The following is a 25,010-nucleotide window of genomic DNA, read 5'->3' as shown; positions in this document are numbered from 1 at the left end:
CGAAAACACCGCGTCGAGTACGCGGTGTTTTTTTGTCCGGACGACGAACGCGTCAGCGAATCGCGAGGCGCGCCTTCGTGTCGTCGTATTCGCGCTTGAGCCGCGCGACCAGTTCGGCCACGCTCGGCACGTCGTTCATCAGGCCGACGCCCTGGCCCGCGCCCCAGATGTCCTTCCACGCTTTTGTCTTGCTCGAACCGTCGCCGAAGTTCATCGCGGTTTTATCGGATTCGGGAAGCGCGTCCGGGTCCAGCCCCGCATTCACGATGCTCTGGCGGATGTAGTTGCCGTGCACGCCCGTGAACAGGTTCGTATAGACAATATCGGACGCGTTCGCATCGACGATCGCCTGCTTGTAGCTTTCGAGTGCGTGCGCCTCGCGGGTCGCGATGAAGCGCGTGCCCATATAGGCGAGGTCCGCGCCCATCGCCTGAGCCGCGAGAATCGATCCGCCATTGGCGATGGAACCCGACAGCACGATCGGCCCGTCGAACATGCGCCGCACTTCGCCGACGAGCGCAAACGGCGAAGTCGTGCCCGCGTGCCCGCCCGCGCCCGCCGCGACGAGAATCAGTCCGTCGACGCCGGCTTCCAGCGCCTTCTGCGCGTGACGCAGATTGATGACGTCGTGCAGCACGATCCCGCCGTAGGAATGCACCGCGTCGATCATCTCCTTGACGGGCGCACGCAGGCTCGTGATGAAGATCGGCACCTTATGTTCGACGCACACGCGCATGTCGTGTTCGAGCCGCGCGTTCGACTGATGCACGATCTGATTCACCGCGACCGGCCCGATGACGGCATCGGGATTCGCCGCCCGGTATTCCGCGAGCGACGCCTGAATCTGCGTGAGCCATTCGTCGAGCAATTCGGCCGGCCGCGCGTTCAACGCGGGAAACGATCCGACGATGCCCGCCTTGCATTGCGCAAGCACGAGTTCGGGATAACTGACGATGAACATCGGCGAGCCGATGACCGGCAACGCGAGGTTTTGCAGGACGGCTGGAAGTGCCATGCGCGAGTCTCCAGATTGATGTTCTTGCGGCCTTCGAAGCGGCGCTTATAAGCATGCACCGGGACGCCGCCTGAGAACAATCGTTCGATTATAGGCACGACACGTCTCGGAGCGATCCGCAAATTCCGAGGACTTCTTCGGTTTCGGGGCAAAGGCGACGATCGACGTGAAGCAGTTCTGACGCCACGCCTACAATGAGTCGAACCTCACAACAAGAACACACCATGCCTTTCGCCGATTACGAGCCGTTCCGGATCGAAGGCGCCGATGCGGGCGTCGTCATTGCAGGCGTGAAGGGCGGCGACGGTCCGCCGCTTCTGCTGCTGCACGGCCACCCGCAAACGCACGAGATCTGGCACAAGTGCGCCGATGTTCTCGCGCGCCACTTCACCGTCATCGCGACGGATCTGCGCGGTTATGGCGCATCGGGAAAGCCCGAGAGCGACGAGCATCACACGCCGTATTCGAAGCGCGCAATGGCCGCCGATCAGATCGCGGTGATGCGTCACTTCGGCTTCGAGCGATTTCTCGTCTGCGCGCACGATCGCGGCGCAAGAGTCGCGCATCGCATGGCGATGGACTTTCCCGATGCCGTCGATCGCCTGATGCTGCTCGACATCGCGCCGACGCTCGCCATGTACGAAGCGACCGACCGTGAGTTCGCAACCGCCTACTTTCACTGGTTCTTGCTGATCCAGCCGTCGCCGCTGCCGGAGTTGCTGATCGGCGGCAATCCGAACGCGTATATCGATCGCGTGATGGGCAATCGTCACGCCGGCCTCGCCCCGTTCGCACCGCATGCGTTGCAGGCGTATCGCGATGCCTTGGCGCAGCCCGGCGCCATCTACGCGATGTGCGAGGACTATCGTGCGTCGGCGAGCATCGACCTGGAGCACGATCGCGCCGACCTCGAACGCGGCGCGAGGGTCGCGTGTCCGCTGCGCGTCTTGTGGGGCAAGGAAGGCGTGATCGAACGATGCTTCGACGCGCTCGAAGAATGGCGGCGCGTCGCCCGCGATGTGAGCGGCGAGGCGTTGCCGTGCGGCCATTACATCCCCGAGGAACAGCCCAACATGCTGATCGACGAGATGCTCGCGTTCTTCAAAGCGGACGCGTCGTGAGGTGAAACCGGTAAAGAAGACGGGCAGTCATCCGGTCTTTAGCTGACCGTTAAACTTCTGTAGGGAAAGCACCGATGCACGTGTAATAGCGTCGGGTTAGCATGGTCTCGACGTTGATCACGTCTATGTTCGCCGCTTGCCGTAGCTGACAAGCGGCTTTCTTTTTTTGTGCTTCAACTCGCCGATACGATACCGGCGCTGACCGTCACCGCGCCCGCCTTCGCCAGTTCCCCGACGACTTTCTCGATCAACGCACGCCGCTCGCTGGGCGCGGCGAGCGCATCCGCGGCGGCGCGCATGACGCGGGCGTTCGAGGTCATCGCGAGAAGCGCGTTGAAGCTCATCGCGCGCACTTCCATCAGCTTGAAGACGATCAGCACCTTCAGCGCGTTCTTTGCGTTGCGCGCGGGATCGGCCTGCAGGTAGTCGAGCCGCGACGACGCGACATCGAGCGCACGCGCGACATCGCTGAACGGGGCGCCGTGGCCGGGAATCACGACATCGATATCGAGCCGCGCGATCAGATCGAGCACCGCGCGTTCTTCCGCGAAGCCGCTTTCGCCTTCCAGTTCCGGAAAGATCACGCCGAAGCCGTTTTCCCACAATGCGTCGGCGCTGATGAGCACGCGCGCATCGGCGCAGTAGAGCATCAGCGAATGCGGATCGTGGCCGGGCGCGCCGAGCACGGACCACGGCAGGCCGCCGAGCACGAGCGTCGCGCCGTTTTCGATGACGCCCGTGAAGCCAAAGCGCTCGCAGTTCTGCCCCGTCGCGTCGAAAGTCAGCGCGTCCCGGTTCCAGTCGCGAACCGCTTCGGCTTCGCCCGATGGGATCAGCGTGCCGCAGCTATAGGCCGCCTGAAGCAGCGCGTTGCCGCCACAGTGATCCGAATGCAGATGCGTGTTCACGATCAGATCGAGCTTGCGCGCGCCCAGCTTCCGTTGCACCAGCGCGAGGGTTTGCGGCGCGTGCGAGCCGTAGCCCGTATCGACGAGCGCGGTGCTGTCGTCGCTCATGAACAGCACGTTGTTCGACGAGAGCCAGCCGCGCTCGAAAACGGTCATCGAGTCGGGCAGCGTTTTCATGCCGGCATCACGACGATGGTCGCCGTCGCCTTCATTACCGTGTCGCCCGCCTGATTCGTCGCACCGCCCGCGAGCTTCACGAGATCGCCGCGCAGGCTCGCTTTCCACTTCGCTTCGATGACCTGCCAGCGCATCGTGATGACATCGTTCGCTTGCACTGCGCGCGTCAGCCTGATGCCGAATTCCAGCCCCAACGGCTGCGCGTATCGGGAGAAATGCGTGGCGATCATCGCCATCAGATGCGCGGTCGGCTGCGTGCCCGATGCGATCAGCGCGCCGAAGCGACTCGCCCGCGCGTAGGCTTCGTCGTGATGCAACGGGTTACGATCGTCGACGAGCGTTGCGAAATGGCGGATCGAATCGGGCGGCAGCGAAAGCGTCGCTTCGAACGATTCGCCGATCATCACGACACGCGCACCCTGCCGGCGGCTTTCGACGCGATCGAGCACAGCGCGCTTTGCGTCGTCGTCATACGCGGACCACGCGGCTATCTCGTCGAGGGTGCGAAAGCAGCCATCGCAGAAGCCGGTCTCCGCGTTCATGCGGCAGACATCGACGCAAGGCGACGCTACGCCGTTCATGACGACGCCGTCTCGCGCAATGCGACGTCGACGACCGGCGCGCCCGTCAGTTCAACCAGCTCGCGCGGCGACAGATTGAACACCGCATGCGGATGGCCGGCTGCGGCCCACAGACTGTCGAGCGCGAGAAGGTCTTCGTCGATCAGCGTGACCGGCTCGACCGCGTGACCGATCGGGCAAACGCCGCCGATTGCATAGCCCGTTTTGTCGCGCACGAACTTCGCGTCCGCGCGGGCCAGTGCGCCCACGCGCGCGGCGACCTTCTTCTCATCCACACGATTCGCGCCGCTCGCGATCACCAGCACGGGCGCGTCGTCCTCGCGGCGACGAAAGAGAATGGACTTGGCGATCTGCGCGATGGCGCAGCCGAGGCCGGCCGCCGCTTCCGCCGATGTCTTGCCGGTCTCCGGCAGCATCACGACCGGATGCGGATGGCCGCGTTCCTTCAGCAGCAGCGCCACGCGGCGCGCGGAATCGGGCAGGGCGTCGAGTTCTGTCGGTTCGATCATCGTTGTTGTCCTTTCATGCACATGCTTCCACGCCGCCCTTCTTCGCGAGCAGCGCCTTGCCCGCACGCGAAGCGCTCGGCTTGCCGATCGCTCGCGAAATGAAGTCGCCGATGTCCACGAGTTCGTCCAGATTCACGCCGGTTTCGATCCCGAGTCCGTTCATCAGATACACGACGTCCTCGGTCGCGACATTGCCGGTCGCGCCTTTTGCATACGGACAGCCGCCGAGTCCCGCGACCGACGCATGAAAAATCTCGATGCCTTCCAGCAGTGCCGCATAGATGTTGCCGATGGCCTGGCCGTAGGTATCGTGAAAATGCCCGGAGAGCCGTTCGCGCGGAAACACCTTCGACGCCGCCGCGATCACTTCGCGCGTGCGCGTGGGCGTGGCGACGCCGATGGTATCGGCGATGTCGATTTCATCGCAGCCGAGCGCCTTCATGCGCTCGACGACATCGACCACGGATTCGACGCTCACTTCGCCCTGATACGGGCAGCCGAGCGCGCACGAAATGCTGGCCCGCAGGCGCATGCCCGCGTCTTTCGCCGCTTTGGCGACCGGCTCGAACCGCGCGATGCTTTCCGCGATGCTGCAATTGATGTTCTTCTGCGAGAACGCTTCGCTCGCCGCGCCGAAGATCACGATCTCGTCGGCCTTCGCTTCGAGCGCGCCTTCGAAGCCGCGCATGTTCGGCGTGAGCACGGAGTAGATCGTGCCCGGCCGGCGCTCGATGCCGGCGAGAAGCGCGGCCGCGTCGGCCATTTGCGGCACCCATTTGGGCGATACGAACGAGGTCGACTCCACGTTGACGATGCCCGCGCGCGCGAGGCGGTTCACCAGTTCGATTTTCGTTTCGGTGGGCACGAACGTCTTCTCGTTTTGCAGGCCATCGCGCGGCCCGACTTCGACGATTTTTACTCTGGATGGAATCATGCTTGTCTCCTTCGAATGTTTCTGGCTCGCGCTCAATAGCCGCGCTTGAAATCCACCACGCCGCTAATCGTCTCGCCACGTGCAAGTGCTCGAATCTTCGCGGCAATCTGCACGATGCTCTCTTCGCGCAGCGTTTCCGCCGCTATGTGCGGCGTCACGCCGATGCGCGGATGCCGCCAGAACGGATGCTCCTTCGGCAGCGGTTCGACATGGAACACATCGAGCATCGCGCCGGCGAGCTGGCCGCTGTCGAGTGCATCGATGAGATCGGCATCGACGAGATGCGGGCCGCGCGCCACGTTCACCAGATAGGCGCCGCGCGCGAGCTTGCCGAACGCGCGCGCGTTCAGGATGCCTTCGGTGTCCGGCGTATGCGGCAGCAGATTGATGATGACGCGCGTGCCGTCGAGGAACGCGTCGAGCTGATCGCGGCCCGCGTACACCGAGACGCCTTCGATGTCCTTCGGCGTGCGGCTATAGCCTCGCACGGGCACGCCAAGCCGCCGTAGACCCTGCGCCACTTCCGCGCCGAGCACGCCGAGGCCTAGCACGCCGACCGTGAAATCCTTGCGCGCATGTTGCCTGAGCTTTTCCCAGCGGCCTTCGCGTTGCAGCGCTTCGTACTCGTCGAAGCGGCGCATGTAGCGCAGCACCGTATACGTCGCGTATTCCACCATCTGTTGCGCCATTCCCGTGTCTTCGAGACGCACGAGCATCGCGTTGGGCGGCAGCGTGCCGGGTTCCTTGCGCTCGACATCGAGGATCGCGTCGACGCCCGCGCCGAGATTGAACACGGCCTTGAGATCCGGCCGGTTCGCGAACAACTCGCGCGGCGCGCGCCAGACGATCGCGTAGTCGGCGGGCGCGGTATCGCCCGGTTCCCATGCGCGAAGGTCGGCGTCCGGCAACTCGCGGGCGAAGCCGCGAAGCCAGGCGTCGATGTCGGTGTTCTGTTCGTAGAAGATGATTTTCATGCGGCTCATTTGGCGAAGAGCTGGCCGATGTCGTTGAATGCCTTGAACTCCAGCGCGTTGCCGCATGGGTCCAGGAAGAACATGGTCGCCTGCTCGCCGGGTTGGCCCTTGAAGCGGACATGCGGCTCGATGATGAACTTCGTCCCCACGCCCTTCAGACGCTCGGCGAGCGCGTGCCAGTCGCTCATCGCGAGCACGACGCCGAAATGGCGCACGGGAACGTCGTCGCCATCGACGGCGTTCCGCGCGGCTGGCCGCGCCTCGTCCGGCGAAAGATGCGCGACCAGTTGATGACCGAAGAAGTCGAAGTCGACCCAGTCGGGCGAACTGCGGCCTTCCGGGCAGCCGAGCAGTTCGCCATAGAACGCGCGCGCGTTATCGAGACTCGTGACGGGAAAGGCGAGATGGAACGGTTGCAGCGTGCGCTGCGTTCGCGAATGATCCGCGTGCTCGAAGCGGTCGGCGGATTCGTCGGGCAGATCGGACATACGGCCTCCGTGTGATGTTTTGGGACATTCTACGTGCGGATACAGGCGGCGTTCGCATCGCGCATATGGAAATGACGATTGAATCGTTCGCGCATGGGATGCATCACGGGACAATGGCGCATGGACAGAACGCTGCGGGCGGAACACGCATGAACACGATCGACGAACCCTTCAGGCGGCCGATGCTCGTCACCGTGCCGGGGCTGCATGGCAGCGAGGGCGCGCATTGGCAGAGCTGGCTGGAGCGGCAGTACGTGGAGGCGGCGCGCGTCGAGCAGGCGGATTGGGACGCGCCGCATCTCGACACGTGGGCGAGCGCCGTCGAAGCGCGGCTCGATGAAATGCGCCGGCCTGTCGTGCTGGCCGCGCACAGCTTCGGCTGTCTCGCGACGGCGCATGCGCTGCTGCGTGGAAGCCTGGGGACGAAGGTCGTCGGCGTGCTGTTTGTCGCGCCCGCGAGCCCGGCGAAGTTTCGCCTCGCCGGGCGCTTCGAGCCGATGCGGCTTGCGGTGCCGTCGATTCTCGTCGGCAGCGAAACCGATCCGTGGATGCCGCTCGACGACGCACGCGATCTCGCCCGTCAGCTGGGCAGCGCGTTCGTCAATCTGGGCGATGCCGGGCATATCAACACGTCGGCGGGCTATGGGCCGTGGCCGCACGCGAAGTATCTCGTCGATACGCTCGCGCACTGGGCGCCGCCTGCGGAATTCGGCGCAGAAGACCTGTTCCTGCGCGAACACGCGTATGGATGACGTGCGCCGCCCACCGTCCGATACACTCGATGGCCGCCTTCGCGCGGCCTTTCGCGTCTTTATTGCAACCGTTCTTTCGGGGAGTCACATGGCGGCATTCAGGAAGCTCGCGCTCGCGGCGGGCGCGGCATGGTGCATGGCGGCGGGCATCGCGCATGCGGAGACCACCTTGCTCAACGTGTCCTACGACGTGACGCGCGAGCTGTACAAGGATATCGACGCGGCCTTCGTCGCCGATTACCAGAAGCGCACGGGCGAGACGGTGTCGGTGCGGCAGTCGCACGGGGCATCGAGCGCGCAGGCGTTATCGGTGATGCAGGGCCTTCAGGCCGATGTCGTCACGATGAACCAGCCGAACGATATCGATCTGCTCGCCGAGCGCGGCCAGCTCGTGCCCGCGAACTGGCGCACGCGCCTGCCGAACGGCAGCTCGCCCTACACGACGACGATGGTCTTCCTCGTGCGCAAGGGCAACCCGAAGAACATCAAGGACTGGAGCGATCTGGCGCGGCCCGGCGTGCAGGCGATCATCGCGAATCCGAAGACATCGGGCAATGGCCGCTATACGTATCTCGCCGCGTGGGGATACAAGAAGCGGCAGGGCGCGACCGATGCACAGGCGCAGGACTTCGAGAAGGCCGTTTTCAGAAACGTGCCCGTGCTCGATACCGGCGGACGCGGCGCGACGACGACGTTCACACAGCGCGGCATCGGCGACGTGCTGGTGACGTTCGAGAACGAAGTCGGGTTGATTGAAAGCGGCGCGGGCGCGAAGGATTTCGATGCGGTGTATCCGTCGGCGAGTTTGCTGGCGGAGCCGCCGGTCTCCATCGTCGACAAGGTGGTGGACAAGCGCGGCACGCGCAAGGAGGCGCAGGCTTACCTCGACTTCCTCTATACGCCGCAGGCTCAGGAGATCATCGCGCAGCATCACTTGCGTCCGCGTAATGCGGAAGTGCTCGCGAAGCATGCGAGCGAGTTCAAGCCGCTGAAAACCTTTACCGTCGATGAGATGTTCGGGAGCTGGCAGAAGGCACAGCAGACGCATTTCGCCGATGGCGGGACGTTCGATCAGGTGGTGGTGGACCGGAAGTGATCCTTGCGGGGCTCGCATCCGATATGCGAGCCCCGCACACCACTTATCCGGCGCTCACATTCCCCGCCGCCTCGGCCCGCATCCCGAGCCGCTCGATCAGCTTCCTGTCCGCTTCTGCCTGCGGGTTACTGGTCGTGAGCAACTGATCGCCATAGAAAATCGAATTCGCGCCCGCCGCAAAACAAAGCGCCTGCAACGCCTCGTCCATCTGCTCGCGCCCTGCAGACAGCCGCACCATCGCCTTCGGCATCGTGATACGCGCGACCGCGATCGTCCGCACGAATTCGAACGGATCGAGCGCCTCCGTGCCGGTCAGCGGCGTGCCCGCCACCTGCACGAGATTGTTGATCGGCACCGACTCCGGATACGGCTCCATGTTCGCCAGTTGCGAGATCAGCCCCGCGCGCTCGCGACGCGATTCGCCCATCCCGACGATCCCCCCGCAACACACGTTGATGCCCGCATCGCGCACATGCTCGAGCGTATCGAGCCGATCCTGATACGTGCGCGTCGAAATGATCTGGCCGTAAAACTCCGGCGACGTATCGAGGTTATGGTTGTAGTAGTCCAGCCCCGCATCGCGCAGGCTGTGCGCCTGATGCGCCTCCAGCATGCCAAGCGTCACGCACGTTTCCATGCCCATCGCCTTGACGCCGCGAATCATTTGCTTGATCGGCTCGAGATGCCGATCCTTCGGATTGCGCCATGCCGCGCCCATGCAAAAGCGCGTCGCGCCGTTGGCCTTCGCGGTCTCGGCGGCCTTCAGCACCGCATCGACTTCCATCAGCTTGTCGGCCTTCACGCCCGTTTCGTGATGCACCGACTGCGGACAGTACGCGCAATCCTCCTCGCAGCCGCCCGTCTTGATCGACAACAACGTGGACAACTGCACCGCGTTCGGATCGAAATGCTCGCGATGCACCGTCTGCGCGCGATACAGCAAATCGTTGAACGGCAAGTCGTAGAGCGCGACGACATCCGCGACGCGCCAGCGCGCGGGCGTCGGCACGTTGACAGGCGTTGCGGCTTCGGCAGTAATGGTCTGCGTCATGTGAGTTCAGTCCTTGAGTTGGAGCCGGTCGAGCAGAAGGCGCGCGTCGAGATGATCGGCGGCGCGCGACGCATCGGCCGGTGCGAGATGAGGAATGACGCCGATGAGCGGCGCATCGATGAGTTGTTCAAGCGTGCGAATGTTTTCGTCGGGATACAGCATGTTTGGATCGACGCGATTCGCGACCCAGCCCGCGAGCGTCAGCCCGCGCGATGCAATCGCTTCCACGGTCAGCAGCGCATGGCTGATGCAGCCGAGCCGCATGCCGACGACGAGCACCACCGGCACGTTGAGCGCGACGGCGAGATCGGCGGTGTCGTGCGTATCGTCGAGCGGCACGCGAAAGCCGCCGACGCCTTCCACCACGACGATATCCGCCTGCGTCACCGCGAAGCGATGCGCCTCCACGATGCGCCCGATATCCAGCGCGATGCCTTCACGCGCTGCCGCGATGTGCGGCGCAATCGGCTCGCGCATCATGAACGGCGTGCGAATCCCGGGCGGCAGCGCGACGTTGGCGGCGGCGTCGAGCTGATCGGCGTCGTCGTTATGCAGCACGCCATCGCGTTCGGCCGCGCCCGAGGCGATCGGCTTCATCGCGGCGGCGCGCAGGCCCGCACGAGCAAAGCCGTGCAACAGCGCGGCAGAAACGAAGGTCTTGCCGATCTCCGTATCGGTTCCGGCAACGAATAAGGATAAAGCGGTCATAGCGTAGTCAGAGCGTGATCGAGGCGTGCGAGGTCATCAGCGGTATGCGCGGCCGAAAGCGAAATGCGCAGACGCGACGTGCCCGAAGGCACCGTCGGCGGACGGATCGCCGGCACCCACAGCCCTTGCGCATCGAGCGCGGCGGCGAGCGCGACGGTTTCATCGTTGCCGCCGATGACGAGCGGCTGCACCGCAGTCCGCGATTCGACCGGCAGCCAGCGCGTGCGTTTCAGCATCGCGCGCGTCGTTTCGATGAGCGAAGCCAGATGCGCGCGCCGCTGATCGCCTTCGTCGCTTGCAATAATTTTGACGCTCGCGGACACGGCATGAGCCACCGCCGGCGGCGACGCCGTCGTGAAAATATAGGGCCGCGCGCGCTGCACGAGCCATTCGATCACGGTCGCGTCCGCGCACACGAACGCGCCCGCGACGCCCGCCGCCTTGCCGAGCGTGCCGACATAAACGAGGTGCGGCGAGCGCAGCGCACAAGCGCTAAGCGCGCCACGTCCTTGCGGGCCGAGCACGCCGAAGCCGTGCGCGTCGTCGACGACGAGCCATGCGCCATACTTCTCCGCCACGTCGACGAGGCGCGCGAGCGGCGCGATATCGCCGTCCATGCTGAACACCGAATCGGTGACGATCAGCTTGGTCGCGGTCTCATCGCGCGACGCGTCGAGCATGGCGTCGAGCGCGTCGATGTCCGCATGCGGATAAATCTGCGTCTGCGCGCGGGAAAGTCTCACGCCGTCGATCAGCGACGCGTGGTTCAGCGCATCCGGGAAGACGAGCGTGCCGCGACCGGCGAGCGTCGTCAGCACGGCAAGGTTCGCCATGTAGCCGGTGCTGAAGTAGAGCGCGCGCGGATCGTCGACGAAGCCGCCCGAGAACGCGGCCAGATCGTCTTCGAGCTGCGCGTGCGCGCGGGAATGGCCGCCGAGCAGATGCGATCCGCCGCTGCCCGCGCCATACCGCGACGCGCCTTCCGCCAGCGCCGCGCGGATCGCTTCGTGAGCGGCGAGGCCGAGATAGTCGTTGCTTGCGAAGCCGATCATCGCGCGGCCATCGACGGTCATGTGCGCGGAATTGGCTCCGTCGATGGTGCGGCGGCGACGGCGCAGGCCGCGTGCGTCGATATCGGCGAGACCTTGTTTCAGCGCGTCGAAGAGCGCGTCGGACGAGCGCGTCATGCGGCCTCCGCGAGTGTCGCGTCGAGCGTTTCGCGCGTGCGTGCCGCGAGCAGCGCGAGTTCGTCGTCCGTGAGGATGTACGGCGGCATCATGTACACGGTCTTGCCGATCGGGCGCATCAGCAGTTCGCGCTGCAACGCGTTGGCGAAGAAGCGGCGCGAGAACGTCTTGTCGTCGATATCGACATCGAACGCGAAAATCGTCCCGCGCTCGCGCAAATTGCGCACGCGATCATGCTTCGCAAGCGGCTGCAAGGCTTCGCGCAGCAACGCGGATTTGCGCCGGTTCTCCGCAAGCACGTTCGCGCTGCCGAACAGATCGAGCGTCGCCAGCGCCGCGCGGCATGCGAGCGGGTTGCCCGTGTACGAATGCGAATGCAGGAAGCCGCGCGTCACGTCGTCGTCGTAAAAGGCGGCGTAGATGTCGTCGCGCGTAAGGACGATCGAAAGCGGCAAGTAACCGCCGCTGATGCCCTTCGACAGGCACACGAAGTCCGGCCACACGGCCGCCTGCTCGCACGCGAAGAACGTGCCCGTGCGCCCGCAGCCGACCGCGATTTCATCGGCGATCAGGTGCACGCGGAATTCGTCGCAGAGCGCGCGCAGGCGGGTGAGATACGACGCGTCGTACATCGCCATGCCCGCCGCGCATTGCACGAGCGGCTCGACGATCACGGCGGCAAGCTGCGCCGCCCGTGCTTCGAAGAGCGCGCGCATCGCAGCGATGGCTTCGTCGACGCCCGCCGCAGCCGGCGATGCGACCACATGCGCGTGACGGATCAGCGGATCGTAGGCGTCCTTGAACAGCGCGACATCCGTCACGCCGAGCGCGCCGATGGTCTCGCCGTGATAGCTGTTCGCAAGACACGCGAACTCGCGCTTCTCGCTTTGCCCGCGATTGCGCCAATAGTGAAAGCTCATCTTCAGCGCGATTTCCACCGCCGACGCGCCGTCGGACGCGAAGAACGCGTGGCCGAGCGTGTGCTGCGTGAGCGTGGAAAGACGCTCGGACAGTTCGACGGCGGGCGCATGCGTGCAGCCCGCGAGCATCGCGTGCTCGAGCGTGTCGAGCTGATCCTTCAGCGCGCGGTTGATATCGCCGTTCGCGTGGCCAAAGAGATTGACCCACCACGAACTGATGGCGTCGAGGTAGCGGTTGCCTTCGTGGTCGTAGAGCCACGCGCCCTTGCCGCGCGCGATCGGCACGAGCGGCACGCGCTCGTGATGCTTCATCTGGGTACACGGATGCCACACCGCGGCGAGCGAGCGCGCGACCCAGTCTTGATTCGCTTCTGTGTTCAAAAACGGCTCCCAGGCCCGCGCGTGACGCGAGCCGGTACATCGGTCAGGCCGTAGGGCCTGCGCATTTCGGGGAAAACGCGCGACATCGCGCGCTCCAATTATCCCGAAAATGAGCGCGCGCTTCCCTTTTCGACGGACATTTGCGGCGAGCGGACGTGCCCATCAAATGAGCGGCAACGCGTTATCGCGCGCATCTTCGCCGATCCTGATGCGTACGCGAAAGATCGCGGCGCAAGATGCAAAAACGCCGGCGCGCGGGCCGGCGTCTGTTTGAAGCCTGTGAGCCGAGCGTTCAGCGCGATGCGGTCTGCGTTTCCGCGCCGGCGCCCTTCCACACGACGGCGTCATCGACCGCGTAGAGCCGGCACGGATCGGCGCTTTGCTTCTGGCATCCCGCGATGGCGACGGACATTGGATCGTCGCCGCCTTCGGCCCACGACCACGCGCCCGAATCGGATACGGCGAACGCCCGGCTCGAATACTGGTTCAGGAAATTGCGATACCCGGCGCGCCCGTTCTCGTCGACGAACGGCACCGACTGCACCGCATCGAGATTCGCATAGCCGGAAGCCTGCGGCGCACGCGGCTCGGCGACCTGATACTGCACCGAGGTCGGCATCCCAATCTGCGCGAGGAACGCCTTTACGCGCGGCCACCAGACCTGCACGCCGTCGCGATCGCCGACCAGCCGGTGGGCGTCGCTCTTGTAGGAGCCGAAGTCCAGCATGTCGGCATGCGCGCCGTGCGCGACGAATGCGCTGTACATCTGCGCGGAGAGGTCGCCTTGCCAGACCGAGTCGTTGTCGCCATAGAGCCACAGCGACGGCAGGCGCACGTGTTCGCCGTAGGCGCCGAAGGCACCGACGAGATTTTTCTGCCAGCCCGCGCATTCGTCCTGACGCAGCCCGCCCGAGAAGTTGATGAGGCCGCGCACGCCCGGCGCGGCGATGGCATCGCGTGCGCCGTAGGCCATCGTCGTCAGGCCGCCGTGCGACGTGCCGGCCACGACGATATGCGTCTTGTCGACGTACGGCTGCTGGCTCATGTAGGCGACGGTCGCGGCCACGTCGCGCGCCTGCCCGAAGCCGTTTGCCTCGACGTTGCAGCCGTGGCCCGTGTAGTCGCCGCCCGAACCCGCGAAGCCGCGACGATTCGGCACGACGACGACATAGCCGTGACGCACGAACTCACGCGCGAGCGCGATGGGGCGATTGCGCGGCTGCGCGTGCGCGTTGCCGGGGAGCTTGCCGTGATTGAAGACGATCATCGGGAACGGGCCCGCGCCGTCCGGTTTGAAGACAGTGGTTTCGAGTGCGATGTCGTCTTCCGGCACGCCGATGACGGTCTCGTTCAGTCCGTTGGCGACGACAGGCAGGCTGGGATCGAGCGCATCGGGAATCCTGCCGAAGACCGGGGCCGACAGCCCCTCGGACTGACGCACGCCGCCGATCGGTTCGGCGCGGGCGGCGGACGTGACGAACGCCGTCGCCAGCGAGCACACCATGCTGCATCCGACCAACCAGTTTGTGATCGCCATCCGTGAACTCCGACTGCATCCCATCGATGTTGATGCGGCGTGGCCCGGACACTGCGCTGATCGAAGTCACAAACCTGTCGCGCTGCTCGCGGGGAGCAGTATCGATTACTGGTTTCGGGAGTCCTGCCTCGGCGAGGCACGACGAATGGCTTCGAACAGGCGTTGCAACGGGGCGCCGCTCTTTGCCCGGCGCGGAAATGACGATGCGCTGGCGTAAAGAGAGATTACCCGTTCAAAATTGCACTGCACAATAAAGGAAACCCCGTAACAGCTTAATCTGGAAGGGATTTTTAAGGAAATTAATACCGTCTTTATCGGCGGTTGTATTAAGAAAGCATTTACTTTCCTTTTTGTTCACCGTCGATATAAATCCAGCGGCCGTTTGCATTTCGCCTGAACCGGCTCGCCTCGTGCAGCCGATGCGCGCGACCGTCCACCTTGTAGCGCGCCACGAACTCGACTTCTTCGTGATCCGCGTCGATCGGCGTATGGCGTTTGATCTGCAAGCCGAGCCAGCGCGTGCTGGTGCCGGAGGCATCGAGATCGGGCGGGCAGGTAGTGTCGTCCCATGTGGCGCGCAGATAGGACGTGTCGCCGAGCACGTAGGCGGTGTAGCGCGAGCGCATCAGTTCCATCGCGTTCGCGGGGGCCGCGTGACCGTCGATGAAACGCCCGCAGCACTCGGCATAACGCGGCGCGCGCGCATTCGGCTTCGCCGCCGGCGATGCCCCGCCGCAAGGACACTCCACCGGCTTCAAGCGTGGACTCCCGGCATCGCGACGTGCCCCGGCTGGCTGCGCACGCGATCAAGCCACGCGCGGATGCCCGGATAGCGCGACAGGTCGAGACCGGCTTCATCGGCGACATGCGTGTACGCGAAAAGCGCGATATCCGCGACCGTATAACGCTCGCCGACGAGAAAGCTGCGCGTCGCGAGATGCTGCTCCATCACGTCGAGCGCGCGATACGAACCGGCGGTCTTCTCGGGCAGACGCGGATCGTCGGGCTGCTTCAGGAACTGGCGGATGAAACGCGCGACCGCCACATACGGCTCGTGGCTGTACTGCTCGAAGAACATCCATTGCAGCACTTGCGCACGTTGCAGGCGATCGTCCGGCATGAGCGGCGTGCCGTCGGCGAGGTAGCAGAGAATGGCGTCGGATTCGGACAGCGTCGTCGTCTCGTCGATGCACAGCACCGGCACCTTGCCGTTCGGGTTCAGCTTGCGGAACGCATCCGTGCGGGTTGCGCCGTGCATCATGTCGACTTCATGCCAGACGTACGGCAGCTTCAGTTGTTCGAGCGCGAGACGCACCTTGTAGCAGTTGCCGGATGCCGAGACGCCATGCACGTGATAGGTCATTCTTTGCGTTCCCTTTCGAGTCGGATTACCAGTCGAGTTGCGTGCCGTCGTACTGAATGAAGCGGCCGTTGAAGTCGTCGCGCAATGCACGCGCTGCCGCGATCACGGCGCGCATGCCGGTGACGCTGCGCGCCACGTCGATTGCGGCCGACGGTCCGCCCATCTCCGTGCGCACCCAGCCGGGATGCAGCGCGATGCACGCCGAATGCCGCGATTCGATCGACGCCACCTTGATCGCGGAATTGAGCGCCGCCTTGCTCGCGCGATACAGCCAGCCGGTCGCGCCGTTCGTCTCGCTGATGCTGCCCATCTTGCTGGATACGACCGCGAGCACGCCATGCGCGGCATCGGTGAGCGGCAGCAACAGCGGGATGAGCTGCATCGGTCCGCGCACGTTGGTGTGCATCACATCGTCGAAGTCGTCGTTGCTCGGCGCTTCGACGCCTTCCGTGCTCGGGCCGTACACGCCCGACACGATGATCGCGACGTCGAGCCGCTCCTCTTCCAGTTGCCACCCGAGCGCGGCGATCTGCTCCGGCTGCGTGACATCGAGCGAGAAGGTCTGCGCGCCGAGCGCGTCGAGTGACGAAAGCGCGGCTTTGTCGCGGGCGGTGGCGAGCACGCGCCAGCCGTCGCGGCAGTATTCACGCGCGAACTCGTGGCCGATGCCGCGCGATGCGCCGATGATCAGAGCGGTTCTCATGTCGTCGTTCCTGTTGGCTTCAGATGAGTTCGACGCCCATTGCCGTCGCTTCCCCGCCGCCGATGCACAACGAGGCGACGCCGCGCTTCAACCCGCGCGAGCGCAACGCGCCGATCAGCGTGACGAGAATGCGCGCGCCCGAAGCGCCGATCGGATGCCCCAGCGCGCACGCGCCGCCGTTCACGTTCACCTTGTCGTGAGGCAGGTCGTGTTCGCGCATGGCCGCCATTGTCACGACGGCGAATGCCTCGTTGATTTCGTACAGGTCGACATCGCCCGCGCGCCAGCCGTTCTTGTCGAAGAGCCGGGCGATCGCGCCGACGGGCGCGGTCGTGAACAGCGCCGGCTGCTGCGCGAACGTGCTGTGCCCGGCGACGCGCGCAATCGGCGTCACGCCGAGGCGTTTCGCGGTCGATTCGCGCATCATCACGAGCGCCGCCGCGCCATCCGATATCGACGACGAATTCGCCGCCGTCACGGTGCCGTCCTTCGCGAACGCCGGCTTCAGCGACGCAATCTTCTCGATGTTCGCCTTGAACGGCTGCTCGTCACGCGCAATTCGCGACTCGCCTTTTTTGCCCTGCACCGTGACCGGCGCGATTTCCCATTCGAACGATCCATCCTCGTTCGCGCGTTTCGCGCGGCGCAGCGATTCGACCGCGAACGCATCCTGCGTTTCACGCGAGAACGCATACGACGACGCGCACTGTTCCGCGAACGTGCCCATCAGACGGCCCTTTTCGTAGGCGTCTTCGAGGCCGTCGAGGAACATGTGATCCATCACCTGGCCGTGCCCCATGCGCATGCCGCCGCGCGCCTTCGGCAGCAGATAGGGCGCGTTAGTCATGCTTTCCATGCCGCCCGCGACGATGATTTCCGCGGAGCCGGCGAGCAGCATGTCGTGCGCGAACATCGCGGCGCGCATGCCGGAGCCGCACATCTTGTTGATGGTCGTGCAGCCGGTGGACAGTGGCAAGCCCGCGCCGAGCGCCGCCTGACGCGCGGGCGCCTGGCCCTGGCCCGCAGGCAGCACGCAGCCCATGATCGCTTCGTCGATCCGCTCCGGCGTCAGGCCCGCGCGTTCGACCGCCGCGCGGATCGCCGCCGCGCCGAGTTGCGGCGCGGTCAAAGCAGCGAAATCGCCCTGAAACGCGGCCATCGGCGTGCGTGCAGCCGAGACGATGACGACCGCATCGCGTTGTGTCTCACTCATGTTTTAGCTCCTTGATGACGCCCTGAATGACGGCGGGAACATCGCCGAGCCGCGCCGCATCGGACGCGATCACGTCGTTCTCCGCTGCGTGTGCGCCGTCGCGCGTCAACGCGGCGAGGCACGATTGATACGTCGCGTCCACGGCTTCCTGCGAACTGATCATCATGCCCATGTTGCGCAGACGGCCATCGTGAACGCCGTAAGTCCAGCCGTGAATCGTCAGTTCTTGACCGCGCGCCCAGGCATCGCCGACGACGGTCGTGCGGCACACGTTCAGCGTCTGCTCGATCGTGTTCAGTTCCACGAGCCGGCGATGCCGCGCTTCGCCCATCGGCCATTCGTCGAGCAGCGCGGCGTGCTTTTCGCGCACGTCCTCGACGTGGCGCAGCCAGTTGTCCGCGAGACCGACGCGCCGTCCGACGAGCGCCGCGCCCACGCCCGAGCAGCCGTAATGGCCGACGACCATGATGTGCTTCACCTTCAGCAGATCGACGGCGAACTGGATCACCGACAGCGCGTTGAGGTCCGAGTGCACGACCACGTTCGCGATATTCCGATGCACGAACACTTCGCCCGGCGGCAAGCCGATGATCTGGTTCGCCGGCACGCGCGAATCGGAGCAGCCGATCCACAGATATTCCGGCGCCTGCTGATGCGCGAGCCGCTCGAAGAAATCCGCGTCCTCGGCAAGCTTGCGCGTGACCCAGCTCTGGTTGTTGTCGAAGAGATGGGCGAGGGGATGAGCGGCTTCGTTGTTTCGGTCAGTCATGTTCGTTTGCTGTGTTGCATGTCTCAAGAATGCGCCGCACTTTGCACTTCAGGCGGCGCGCGCGGAGGCCTTCTCGAATCGCTCCGGATACCGGACGCAGAAACGGATGGCTCCGTCGTAGGGGAAAAAATCGGCGAGTTCGCCTTGCAGCAATTGCTCCTTGTGACGCTGCCAGAGCGCCGGATCGAAGAAATCCGCGTGATGACGCATGAAGGCTTCGCGCACGCGCGGATCGCCGAGCAGGAACGTGCCGTACGTTTCGGGAAAGATGTCGTGCGGCCCGACGGTATACCACGGCTCGCCCGACAGTTCCTCTTCCTCGTTGCGCGGCGGCGGCACGCGGCGCACGTTGCAATCGGTCAGATACTCGATCTCGTCGTAATCGTAAAACACGACGCGACCGTGCCGCGTCACGCCGAAGTTCTTGTACAGCATATCGCCGGGGAAAATGTTCGCCTGGATCAACTGCTTGATCGCATCGCCGAATTCCTTGATGCCGTGATCGATGTCATCCGCATTGCCGTTCTGCAGGAAGAGATTCAACGGCACCATGCGACGCTCGATATAGACGTGGCGAATGACCAGCTTGTCGCCTTCGTATTCGATCATCGATGGCGCTTCCTTCTCCAGTTCGCGGATCAGCGAATGATCCAGCCGCGCGAGCGGCAGCGCGACGCTCGAATATTCGAGCGTATCGGCCATGCGGCCCAGCCGGTCGTGGCGCTTCACGAGCAGGTACTTGTCCTCGATCTTCGCGCGCGTGGTGTCCTTCGGCGGCGGGAACGCATCCTTGATGAGCTTGAACACATAAGGGAACGACGGCAGCGTGAACACGATCATCACGAGGCCCTTGATGCCCGGCGCGATGATGAACTGATCGCTCGAATGTTTCAGGTGATGCAGCAAGTCGCGATAGAACAGGTTCTTGCCCTGCTTCTGCAGGCCGAGCGATGTGTAGATTTCCGCGTTCGGCTTCGCCGGCATGATGCTGCCCAGAAACTGCACGTACGCCGACGGCACTTCCATGTCGACGAGAAAATACGAATGCGAGAAGCTGAAGATGATGAGCAATTGCTGACGCTCGAGCAGCACGGTGTCGAGCGCCAGCAGGCCAGGCTTCGTGTGGCGGACGGCAATGGCGAAGGGCAGCAGCAAATCGCCATGAATGATGCGGCCGATGATATACGCCGCCTTGTTGCGAAAGAATAGTGACGACAGCACGTGAATCTGAAAATTCGGCGCGGGCGCGAAATCGCCGAAAGTGTCTTTAAGCGATTGCATCACGCATTGCACGTCGCGCGTGAGGTCTTCGAATGGCGGCTGCAACTGGAAGTTCGTGACGATGCGTTCGAGCGTGGCCGCGAGTCCGTCCTTGTCCGGGTAATACGCGCGATACGTCGGCTTGGCGGCGGGCTCGTCGTTCTCGATGTATTCGGTCGAGATCGCTGGCCGCACGAAGATGAAATCGTTGTTGAAGTACGAGCGATGCAGGATCTTGCAGCACACCGAGTTGAAGAAAGTCTCGGCGCACTCCGGCTGACGATGCGTCGTCAACAAGCCGATGTAATGCAGCTTGATTTGCTGCCATACCTCGTCGTCGATGTTCTCGGCATCGTATTCGTCTTCGAGACGCATCACGCATTCGTCGACACGCTCGTCATACGATGTGATGCGCTCGCGCGCAAGCTGCGAGAGCGCATGCCAGTCGCCTTGCTCGAACAGCGTCTTCGCCTTGACGGCGGCTTCGCGAAACACGCGGTAATGCCGGTCGAAACCTTCGAGCAGCGTCTGCGCGACATCGAAGCCGATTTGCGACGAGAGCAGCTTGGGAAAGTGGTTCATGTCGGCTCGCATCAGGCGGCTTTCGACCGCCGCGCCCGCTTGTCGATGCCGGCCGCGAGCAGCGCGCGGCCTTGCTCTTCATAAGCGGTGAGTTCGGACAGCGTGGTGTTCAGGTCTTCGAGCTGACGCTGCAGCATTTCACGATGCGCGGCGATGGTGTCGATGAACGCGCGCAGTTGCGCGGTCGTGCCCGTCGGCGAATCGTAGAGATCGAGCAGCGTGCGAATCTCCGACAGCGTGAAGCCGAGCCGCTTGCCGCGCAGCGTGAGTTTGAGGCGCGTGCGGTCGCGCGGCGAGTACACGCGGCGCAGGCCGTTCGCGCCTTCGCGTCGCGGCGCGAGCAGGCCCTGATCTTCGTAGAAGCGAATGGCGCGCGGCGTGACGTCAAACTCGCGCGCCAGTTCAGTGATCGTGTAATGCGTGGGCTGAGTCATCTGGAAAGCGCGACGCGCAAACGGGCGTCCGACGATAGAATGACGTTTACGTTATCGTCAACTTCGCCGGATTGCAATGCGGCGCAAACCCCAAAGGCATCGCCGATGAACGCACTCGAACATCAGCTCGATTATGTATTCGCCGAAGAATTGCCCGAGCCGGGCGGCGTAAAGGAAGTGGCCCCCGGCGTCTACTGGCTGCGCATGCCGTTGCCGTTCGCGCTCGATCACATCAATCTGTGGCTGTTGCGCGATGAGATCGACGGCGTGCAAGGCTGGACGGTGGTGGATTGCGGCATTGCGAACGACGGCATCCGCGCGAACTGGGAGCGTGTCTTTGATACCGTGCTCGATGGCCTGCCCGTGCTGCGCGTGATCGTCACGCATTGCCATCCCGATCACCTCGGCCTCGCCGACTGGGTCTGCGATGGCGGCGACAGGCAACGCTGGAACGTGCGGCTGTGGATGTCACTCGGCGAGTACGCGATGGGCCGCGTGATGGCCGCGGGCGATGGCTCCAACGCGGGCGGCGAACGCGCGGCGCGGCATTTCGCGACGCACGGCCTGACCGATGAAGCATCGCTCGATGCGTTGAGAAAGCGCGACAGCTATTACCCGACGCTCGTGCCTTCGATGCCGGGCGAGTTTCGCCGTATCCGCGATGGCGATCGCTTGCGCATTGGCGCGCGTGAATGGGAAGTGGTGACGGGCTATGGTCATTCGCCCGAACATAGCGCGTTGTATTGCGCGTCGGACAAGCTGCTCATTTCCGGCGACATGGTGTTGCCCCGCATCTCGACGAACGTGTCCGTGTTCGCGATCGAGCCGGAAAGCAACCCGCTCGCACTGTATCTGGAGTCGCTCGGACGCTATGAATCCATGCCCGCCGATGTCCTCGCGCTGCCCTCGCACGGCAAGCCGTTTCGCGGCGTGCAAACGCGCATCGGGCAACTGAGGGAGCATCATCGCGCGCGGCTGGCTGAAGTGCGCGAGGCGTGCGCCGCGAAACCCTGCAGCGCCGCCGACATCGTGCCGGTCATGTTCAAGCGCCCGCTCGATATTCACCAGAAGACGTTCGCGCTCGGTGAAGCGCTTGCGCACCTGAATCTGCTTTGGCTCGAAGGCGCGTTGAAGCGTCAGGCCGGCGCGGATGGCGTGCTGCGGTTCGCGCCGGCCTGAGATCGGTTACTGCACGGCAACTGCGCCGAAGTTCTGTCGTCCGAACGGGCTCACGCTATACCCGCTGACATTCGCGCGGGTAAGCGCCGCCGCCGTCGGGTAAACGAGCGGAATCCACAGCGCCTGATCGTGGATGATCTTCTGCGCGTCGATATACGACTTCGTGCGTTTCGCGACATCGGGCGTCGCCTTGCCATCCGCGATCAGCTTGTCGAGTTGAGCATCGCAGAAGCGCGCGAAGTTGATGCCCGACTTCACCGCATTGCAACTGAAGAGCGGCGACAGGAAGTTATCCGGGTCGCCGTTGTCGCCGGCCCAGCCCATGAAGAGCATGTCGTGCTGGCCCTGCTTCGCTTCCTTGATCAGTTCTCCCCATTCGATCACCTTCACCTGCGCCTTCACGCCGATCTTCGCGAGGTCGGCCTGCAGCAGTTCCGCGCCCGCCTTCGGATTCGGATTTAGCACGCTGCCATTCGGACGCACCCAGATCGTCGTCTCGAAGCCGTTCGGCAAGCCCGCATCGGCGAGCAGCTTCTTCGCGCGATCCGCCGAGTACGGATACGCCTGCACGCTCTTGTCATAGCTCCACGTGTTCGGCGGATACGGATTCACCGCCGGCGATGCGGTGTTGTCGAACACGGTCTTCATGTACGTCGTGCGATCGAACGCCATGTTCAGCGCCTGACGCACCTTCGGGTTGTCGAGCGGCTTCTTCTGCGTATTCAACGCGACGAAAGCGGTCATGAACGCGGGCGTCTCGCTGACCTTGAGCGCCTTGTCCTTCTTCGCATCGAGCACGTCCTGCGGCTTCGGCGATAGCGCGATCTGGCATTCGCCCGCCTTGATCTTCTGCGCACGCACCGAGGCATCGGGCGTGATTGCATAGATCAGCCTATCGACCTTCGGCTTCGGTCCCCAGTACGACGGGTTCACGTCGTAGCGGATCACCGCATCCTTCGTATAGCTCTTGAGCACGAACGGGCCGGTGCCGATGGGCTTGCTGTTGATGTCCAGTTGCTTGTCCGCCTTCAGCAACTGGCCGGCGTACTCGGCCGAATAGATCGAAGCGAAGCCCATCGTGAGGATCGGCACGAACGTCGCGTTCGGCTCGTTCAGCTCGAACTTCACGGTCTGATCGTCCACCTTCGTCACGGCCTTGATGAGCTTCACGAGGCCCATCGACTGCGCGTGCGGAAAGCCGCTTGCGCCCGCCACCTTGTGCCACGGGTTGCTGTCCGACAGCATGCGCTCGAACGTGAAGACGACGTCATCCGCATTGAGCGGGCGCGTCGGCTTGAAGTAGTCGGTCGTCTGGAACTGGACGTTCGGCCGCAGATGGAACGTGTACGTGAGGCCGTCGCTCGATACGTCCCACTTCTGCGCAAGCGATGGCGCGACTTTCTTCGCGGCCTCGTCGTACGAGACCAGCGTATTGAAGACGACGTCCGCCGATGCGTTCGTCGTCACGAGCGAATTGAACTGGACGACATCGAAGCCATCGGGGCTCGATTCCGTGCAGACGGTGAGCGGCTTCGACATCGCGAGCATCGGCGCGGCCATGAGGACGGCGGCGAGCGCGGCGGTGGAGCGGACTTTGAAGCGGTTGAGGCGCATGGATTCTCCCGTGACTCTCGGTCACACATCGGTTTTCTTGTTGCTCGGATCATGCCGGGCCGTCGACGCGTGCAAGCGGCGCGCCCGCGCGACAGCTTATCCAACGGCGCGACCGGCCACAACGAAGCATTGCGCATACCGGTATGCCTTGCGTGAAGCGTGTCGGCTTGCCGAACCGTGTGCATCACGCTAAACTGCCCCCGTCTTTGGGGAGTAGCCTTCCTTCGTCCTTCGAAGGAGAACGCGTCAACATCCTCGGCTCTGCTGCCGTGGCGCGTTCGACCGGTCCGGTTTGGCGAGACCATTGATGCGCTATGTCGTTCCTGGTCGGACGGGCGTGGCGCATCATGGTTCGCTGACGTCCGGCCGTGGAATCATCGTCGTGTCCCCACAATCACCACATTCGTCTCCCTCTCGCGCTGCCATTCGCGTTGGCGCGGCGTCCGCTCTTTATCGTTCGATGCGGGGTGCCGCATGACGATGCTCTTCATCGAACTCGCGTTCATGCTCGCGATCATCCTGATCGCATCCGAATTGTTCACCAACGCGCTCGAACATCTTGGCGAGCGGCTCGGCATTTCCGAAGGCGTCACCGGATCGCTGTTCGCGGCGGTCGGCACCGCATTGCCGGAAACGACCGTGCCGATCATCGCGCTTCTCGGCGGCACCGCCAGCCGCACGGTCAATGAAGAAATCGGCGTCGGCGCGATCCTCGGCGCGCCGCTGATGCTCGCGACGCTCTCCACCTGCCTGATGACGCTCGCCATCCTGAAGTCGCGCGGCTTGCGCGGAGTCATCATGCCGGAGCGCAGCGGCTTCACGCGTGACCTCAATTTCTTTCTCGTGGCGTTTCTCATCGCGGCAGGCGCGATGTTCGTGCCGCATCATGCGTGGCAAGTGCGCGCGCTGTTCGCGGGCGGACTCGTCGTGCTGTACATCATCTACGTGATCGCGACGTTCCGGGCATCCGCCAATCTCGTCGAAAGCGGGCACGGCACCGAAGCGCCCGAGACGCTCTTCATCTCGCGACTGGGCCTCAAGACGAACATCGGCTCGATCATGCTGCAGTTTCTCGCCGGCATCGTGCTGCTCGTCGGCGGTGCGAAGGGCTTCATTCACGGCGTCGAGGGCGTGTCGCAGGCGCTGGGGATATCGGCGCTGCTGCTGTCGCTCATCATCATTCCGATCGCGACGGAGCTGCCGGAAAAGGTGAACAGCATTATGTGGGCGCGACGCGGGAAGGACACGCTCGCGTTCGGCAACATCACCGGCGCGATGGTGTTTCAGGGCACGCTGCTGCCGGGTATCGGCATCATGCTGACGCCGTGGGAGCCGCGAGTCGAAGTGTTGACCGGCGTGCTGATCACGCTCGCGGCGGCGGCGTGGCTGCGCTTTCATGCGCGCGGCAATGGTGTGGCGCTGTGGGCGCTGCTGGGCAACGGCGTGCTGTATGCCGCCTATCTGACGCTGACGCTCGGACGCTGACGCCCGGCCAAAGAAAAATGCCCGCGCGAGGCGGGCATCGATGTTCATGCGGCGCGTCGGACATCGGCG

Annotated in this window: 26 protein-coding genes and 1 riboswitch; of the genes, 6 read left to right on the top strand and 20 right to left on the bottom strand. The window is 64.2% G+C overall.

Going from position 1 to position 25,010, the window contains the following annotated elements; all coding sequences use genetic code 11:
- Positions 1–52: 52 nt before the first annotated feature.
- On the bottom strand, positions 53–1,015 hold the full coding sequence (locus BG57_RS19145) for an NAD(P)H-dependent flavin oxidoreductase (RefSeq protein WP_035967178.1): 963 nt from the start codon (positions 1,013–1,015) through the stop codon (positions 53–55).
- 224 nt (positions 1,016–1,239) lie between these two features.
- Between BG57_RS19145 and BG57_RS19140 the strand changes: the two genes are divergently transcribed.
- Positions 1,240–2,136 carry an alpha/beta fold hydrolase gene (locus tag BG57_RS19140; protein WP_035967177.1) on the top strand — a complete coding sequence of 299 codons (897 nt, stop codon included), beginning with the start codon at positions 1,240–1,242 and terminating at the stop codon, positions 2,134–2,136.
- A 173-nt stretch (positions 2,137–2,309) separates the two neighbouring features.
- Here the strand turns inward: BG57_RS19140 and BG57_RS19135 are convergent, their stop codons facing one another.
- Genes BG57_RS19135 through BG57_RS19110 form a run of 6 tightly spaced genes read right to left on the bottom strand, consistent with a single transcriptional unit; the run spans position 2,310 to position 6,707 of the window.
- The gene (locus BG57_RS19135; protein ID WP_035967171.1) at positions 2,310–3,221 is read right to left on the bottom strand and encodes an MBL fold metallo-hydrolase; all 912 of its coding nucleotides are present in this window, start codon (positions 3,219–3,221) and stop codon (positions 2,310–2,312) included.
- Entirely contained in the window at positions 3,218–3,763 is a 546-nt protein-coding gene (locus tag BG57_RS19130) for a DUF1289 domain-containing protein (RefSeq protein WP_229753846.1), read from the bottom strand. The genes BG57_RS19135 and BG57_RS19130 overlap by 4 nt, the downstream gene beginning before the upstream one ends.
- 35 nt (positions 3,764–3,798) lie before the next feature.
- Positions 3,799–4,311: a YbaK/EbsC family protein gene (locus BG57_RS19125; RefSeq protein ID WP_035967170.1), complete on the bottom strand. Its 513-nt coding sequence runs from the start codon at positions 4,309–4,311 to the stop codon at positions 3,799–3,801.
- A 13-nt stretch (positions 4,312–4,324) separates the two neighbouring features.
- Complete coding sequence (locus BG57_RS19120) at positions 4,325–5,245, bottom strand: hydroxymethylglutaryl-CoA lyase (RefSeq protein ID WP_035967168.1); 921 nt, start codon at positions 5,243–5,245, stop codon at positions 4,325–4,327.
- 32 nt (positions 5,246–5,277) lie between these two features.
- Positions 5,278–6,219 carry a 2-hydroxyacid dehydrogenase gene (locus BG57_RS19115; RefSeq protein WP_035967237.1) on the bottom strand — a complete coding sequence of 314 codons (942 nt, stop codon included), beginning with the start codon at positions 6,217–6,219 and terminating at the stop codon, positions 5,278–5,280.
- A 5-nt stretch (positions 6,220–6,224) separates the two neighbouring features.
- A complete protein-coding gene (locus BG57_RS19110; RefSeq protein ID WP_052005889.1) occupies positions 6,225–6,707 on the bottom strand; it encodes a VOC family protein in 483 nt (160 codons plus the stop codon).
- A 149-nt stretch (positions 6,708–6,856) separates the two neighbouring features.
- Here BG57_RS19110 and BG57_RS19105 point away from each other — a divergent pair, with 149 nt between their 5' ends.
- Both BG57_RS19105 and BG57_RS19100 read left to right on the top strand, forming a co-directional pair.
- Positions 6,857–7,459 (top strand): RBBP9/YdeN family alpha/beta hydrolase, encoded by a 603-nt coding sequence (locus BG57_RS19105; RefSeq protein WP_035967235.1) that lies wholly within the window; start codon positions 6,857–6,859, stop codon positions 7,457–7,459.
- Between the two features lie 88 nt (positions 7,460–7,547).
- Entirely contained in the window at positions 7,548–8,555 is a 1,008-nt protein-coding gene (locus BG57_RS19100) for a sulfate ABC transporter substrate-binding protein (protein WP_035967165.1), read from the top strand.
- 43 nt (positions 8,556–8,598) lie between these two features.
- Here BG57_RS19100 and bioB read toward each other — a convergent pair whose 3' ends face one another.
- The 5 genes from bioB to BG57_RS19075 form a co-directional block, all read right to left on the bottom strand.
- The gene (bioB, locus tag BG57_RS19095; RefSeq protein ID WP_035967164.1) at positions 8,599–9,606 is read right to left on the bottom strand and encodes a biotin synthase BioB; all 1,008 of its coding nucleotides are present in this window, start codon (positions 9,604–9,606) and stop codon (positions 8,599–8,601) included.
- A gap of 6 nt (positions 9,607–9,612) precedes the next feature.
- Positions 9,613–10,314, bottom strand: coding sequence for a dethiobiotin synthase (bioD, locus tag BG57_RS19090; RefSeq protein ID WP_035967159.1), 702 nt, complete (start codon positions 10,312–10,314; stop codon positions 9,613–9,615).
- Positions 10,311–11,501, bottom strand: a complete 1,191-nt coding sequence (bioF, locus tag BG57_RS19085; RefSeq protein ID WP_035967156.1) for an 8-amino-7-oxononanoate synthase — start codon at positions 11,499–11,501, stop codon at positions 10,311–10,313. The genes bioD and bioF overlap by 4 nt, the downstream gene beginning before the upstream one ends.
- Complete coding sequence (locus tag BG57_RS19080) at positions 11,498–12,802, bottom strand: adenosylmethionine--8-amino-7-oxononanoate transaminase (RefSeq protein ID WP_035967154.1); 1,305 nt, start codon at positions 12,800–12,802, stop codon at positions 11,498–11,500. Before BG57_RS19080 ends, bioF begins: the two co-directional genes overlap by 4 nt.
- Before the next feature lie 292 nt (positions 12,803–13,094).
- Positions 13,095–14,339 carry a dienelactone hydrolase family protein gene (locus BG57_RS19075; RefSeq protein ID WP_035967152.1) on the bottom strand — a complete coding sequence of 415 codons (1,245 nt, stop codon included), beginning with the start codon at positions 14,337–14,339 and terminating at the stop codon, positions 13,095–13,097.
- Here BG57_RS19075 and BG57_RS33355 point away from each other — a divergent pair.
- Entirely contained in the window at positions 14,305–14,556 is a 252-nt protein-coding gene (locus tag BG57_RS33355) for a hypothetical protein (RefSeq protein WP_167569264.1), read from the top strand. The genes BG57_RS19075 and BG57_RS33355 overlap by 35 nt on opposite strands.
- Before the next feature lie 121 nt (positions 14,557–14,677).
- Here the strand turns inward: BG57_RS33355 and BG57_RS19070 are convergent, their stop codons facing one another.
- From BG57_RS19070 to BG57_RS19040, 7 genes are read right to left on the bottom strand one after another with little or no spacing between them, the layout of a single operon-like run.
- Positions 14,678–15,097 (bottom strand): YchJ family protein, encoded by a 420-nt coding sequence (locus tag BG57_RS19070; protein ID WP_035967151.1) that lies wholly within the window; start codon positions 15,095–15,097, stop codon positions 14,678–14,680.
- On the bottom strand, positions 15,094–15,702 hold the full coding sequence (locus BG57_RS19065; RefSeq protein WP_035967150.1) for a glutathione S-transferase family protein: 609 nt from the start codon (positions 15,700–15,702) through the stop codon (positions 15,094–15,096). The genes BG57_RS19070 and BG57_RS19065 overlap by 4 nt, the downstream gene beginning before the upstream one ends.
- Before the next feature lie 25 nt (positions 15,703–15,727).
- Positions 15,728–16,405, bottom strand: coding sequence for an SDR family oxidoreductase (locus tag BG57_RS19060; RefSeq protein WP_035967149.1), 678 nt, complete (start codon positions 16,403–16,405; stop codon positions 15,728–15,730).
- Positions 16,406–16,424: 19 nt separating this feature from the next.
- Positions 16,425–17,618, bottom strand: a complete 1,194-nt coding sequence (locus BG57_RS19055) for an acetyl-CoA C-acetyltransferase (protein WP_035967147.1) — start codon at positions 17,616–17,618, stop codon at positions 16,425–16,427.
- Positions 17,611–18,387 carry a carbonate dehydratase gene (gene can / locus BG57_RS19050; RefSeq protein ID WP_035967145.1) on the bottom strand — a complete coding sequence of 259 codons (777 nt, stop codon included), beginning with the start codon at positions 18,385–18,387 and terminating at the stop codon, positions 17,611–17,613. The genes BG57_RS19055 and can overlap by 8 nt, the downstream gene beginning before the upstream one ends.
- A gap of 48 nt (positions 18,388–18,435) precedes the next feature.
- Positions 18,436–20,229 (bottom strand): bifunctional isocitrate dehydrogenase kinase/phosphatase, encoded by a 1,794-nt coding sequence (gene aceK / locus BG57_RS19045; RefSeq protein WP_035967234.1) that lies wholly within the window; start codon positions 20,227–20,229, stop codon positions 18,436–18,438.
- An 11-nt stretch (positions 20,230–20,240) separates the two neighbouring features.
- Positions 20,241–20,663, bottom strand: a complete 423-nt coding sequence (locus BG57_RS19040; RefSeq protein ID WP_035967142.1) for a MerR family transcriptional regulator — start codon at positions 20,661–20,663, stop codon at positions 20,241–20,243.
- 105 nt (positions 20,664–20,768) lie between these two features.
- On the opposite strand from BG57_RS19040, the gene BG57_RS19035 reads away from it, so the two are divergent.
- Positions 20,769–21,842 carry an MBL fold metallo-hydrolase gene (locus BG57_RS19035; RefSeq protein WP_035967141.1) on the top strand — a complete coding sequence of 358 codons (1,074 nt, stop codon included), beginning with the start codon at positions 20,769–20,771 and terminating at the stop codon, positions 21,840–21,842.
- Positions 21,843–21,848: 6 nt separating this feature from the next.
- Here the strand turns inward: BG57_RS19035 and BG57_RS19030 are convergent, their stop codons facing one another.
- On the bottom strand, positions 21,849–23,456 hold the full coding sequence (locus BG57_RS19030; protein WP_052005888.1) for an ABC transporter substrate-binding protein: 1,608 nt from the start codon (positions 23,454–23,456) through the stop codon (positions 21,849–21,851).
- 196 nt (positions 23,457–23,652) lie between these two features.
- A riboswitch (yybP-ykoY riboswitch) is annotated at positions 23,653–23,826 on the top strand.
- Positions 23,827–23,930: 104 nt separating this feature from the next.
- Between BG57_RS19030 and BG57_RS19025 the strand changes: the two genes are divergently transcribed.
- The gene (locus tag BG57_RS19025; RefSeq protein WP_035967140.1) at positions 23,931–24,941 is read left to right on the top strand and encodes a sodium:calcium antiporter; all 1,011 of its coding nucleotides are present in this window, start codon (positions 23,931–23,933) and stop codon (positions 24,939–24,941) included.
- Positions 24,942–25,010: the final 69 nt, after the last annotated feature.

This window comes from Caballeronia grimmiae (genome assembly GCF_000698555.1).
Taxonomy (GTDB): domain Bacteria; phylum Pseudomonadota; class Gammaproteobacteria; order Burkholderiales; family Burkholderiaceae; genus Caballeronia; species Caballeronia grimmiae.
This window is presented reverse-complemented; position numbering and strand designations above follow the sequence as displayed.

Excerpts from the sequence above, each read along its gene's own strand:
- BG57_RS19145 (WP_035967178.1), bottom strand. The coding sequence starts at position 1,015 with ATGGCACTTCCAGCCGTCCTGCAAAACCTCGCGTTGCCGGTCATCGGC.
- BG57_RS19030 (WP_052005888.1), bottom strand. The coding sequence starts at position 23,456 with ATGCGCCTCAACCGCTTCAAAGTCCGCTCCACCGCCGCGCTCGCCGCC.
- BG57_RS19025 (WP_035967140.1), top strand. The coding sequence starts at position 23,931 with ATGACGATGCTCTTCATCGAACTCGCGTTCATGCTCGCGATCATCCTG.
- BG57_RS19110 (WP_052005889.1), bottom strand. The coding sequence starts at position 6,707 with ATGTCCGATCTGCCCGACGAATCCGCCGACCGCTTCGAGCACGCGGAT.
- BG57_RS19105 (WP_035967235.1), top strand. The coding sequence starts at position 6,857 with ATGAACACGATCGACGAACCCTTCAGGCGGCCGATGCTCGTCACCGTG.
- BG57_RS19055 (WP_035967147.1), bottom strand. The coding sequence starts at position 17,618 with ATGAGTGAGACACAACGCGATGCGGTCGTCATCGTCTCGGCTGCACGC.
- BG57_RS19060 (WP_035967149.1), bottom strand. The coding sequence starts at position 16,405 with ATGAGAACCGCTCTGATCATCGGCGCATCGCGCGGCATCGGCCACGAG.
- BG57_RS19075 (WP_035967152.1), bottom strand. The coding sequence starts at position 14,339 with ATGGCGATCACAAACTGGTTGGTCGGATGCAGCATGGTGTGCTCGCTG.
- BG57_RS19035 (WP_035967141.1), top strand. The coding sequence starts at position 20,769 with ATGAACGCACTCGAACATCAGCTCGATTATGTATTCGCCGAAGAATTG.
- BG57_RS19120 (WP_035967168.1), bottom strand. The coding sequence starts at position 5,245 with ATGATTCCATCCAGAGTAAAAATCGTCGAAGTCGGGCCGCGCGATGGC.
- can (WP_035967145.1), bottom strand. The coding sequence starts at position 18,387 with ATGACTGACCGAAACAACGAAGCCGCTCATCCCCTCGCCCATCTCTTC.
- BG57_RS19125 (WP_035967170.1), bottom strand. The coding sequence starts at position 4,311 with ATGATCGAACCGACAGAACTCGACGCCCTGCCCGATTCCGCGCGCCGC.
- BG57_RS19040 (WP_035967142.1), bottom strand. The coding sequence starts at position 20,663 with ATGACTCAGCCCACGCATTACACGATCACTGAACTGGCGCGCGAGTTT.
- BG57_RS19100 (WP_035967165.1), top strand. The coding sequence starts at position 7,548 with ATGGCGGCATTCAGGAAGCTCGCGCTCGCGGCGGGCGCGGCATGGTGC.
- BG57_RS19140 (WP_035967177.1), top strand. The coding sequence starts at position 1,240 with ATGCCTTTCGCCGATTACGAGCCGTTCCGGATCGAAGGCGCCGATGCG.
- bioF (WP_035967156.1), bottom strand. The coding sequence starts at position 11,501 with ATGACGCGCTCGTCCGACGCGCTCTTCGACGCGCTGAAACAAGGTCTC.
- BG57_RS19135 (WP_035967171.1), bottom strand. The coding sequence starts at position 3,221 with ATGAAAACGCTGCCCGACTCGATGACCGTTTTCGAGCGCGGCTGGCTC.
- BG57_RS19115 (WP_035967237.1), bottom strand. The coding sequence starts at position 6,219 with ATGAAAATCATCTTCTACGAACAGAACACCGACATCGACGCCTGGCTT.
- bioD (WP_035967159.1), bottom strand. The coding sequence starts at position 10,314 with ATGACCGCTTTATCCTTATTCGTTGCCGGAACCGATACGGAGATCGGC.
- BG57_RS19065 (WP_035967150.1), bottom strand. The coding sequence starts at position 15,702 with ATGACCTATCACGTGCATGGCGTCTCGGCATCCGGCAACTGCTACAAG.
- bioB (WP_035967164.1), bottom strand. The coding sequence starts at position 9,606 with ATGACGCAGACCATTACTGCCGAAGCCGCAACGCCTGTCAACGTGCCG.
- aceK (WP_035967234.1), bottom strand. The coding sequence starts at position 20,229 with ATGAACCACTTTCCCAAGCTGCTCTCGTCGCAAATCGGCTTCGATGTC.
- BG57_RS19130 (WP_229753846.1), bottom strand. The coding sequence starts at position 3,763 with ATGAACGCGGAGACCGGCTTCTGCGATGGCTGCTTTCGCACCCTCGAC.
- BG57_RS33355 (WP_167569264.1), top strand. The coding sequence starts at position 14,305 with ATGCTGCATCCGACCAACCAGTTTGTGATCGCCATCCGTGAACTCCGA.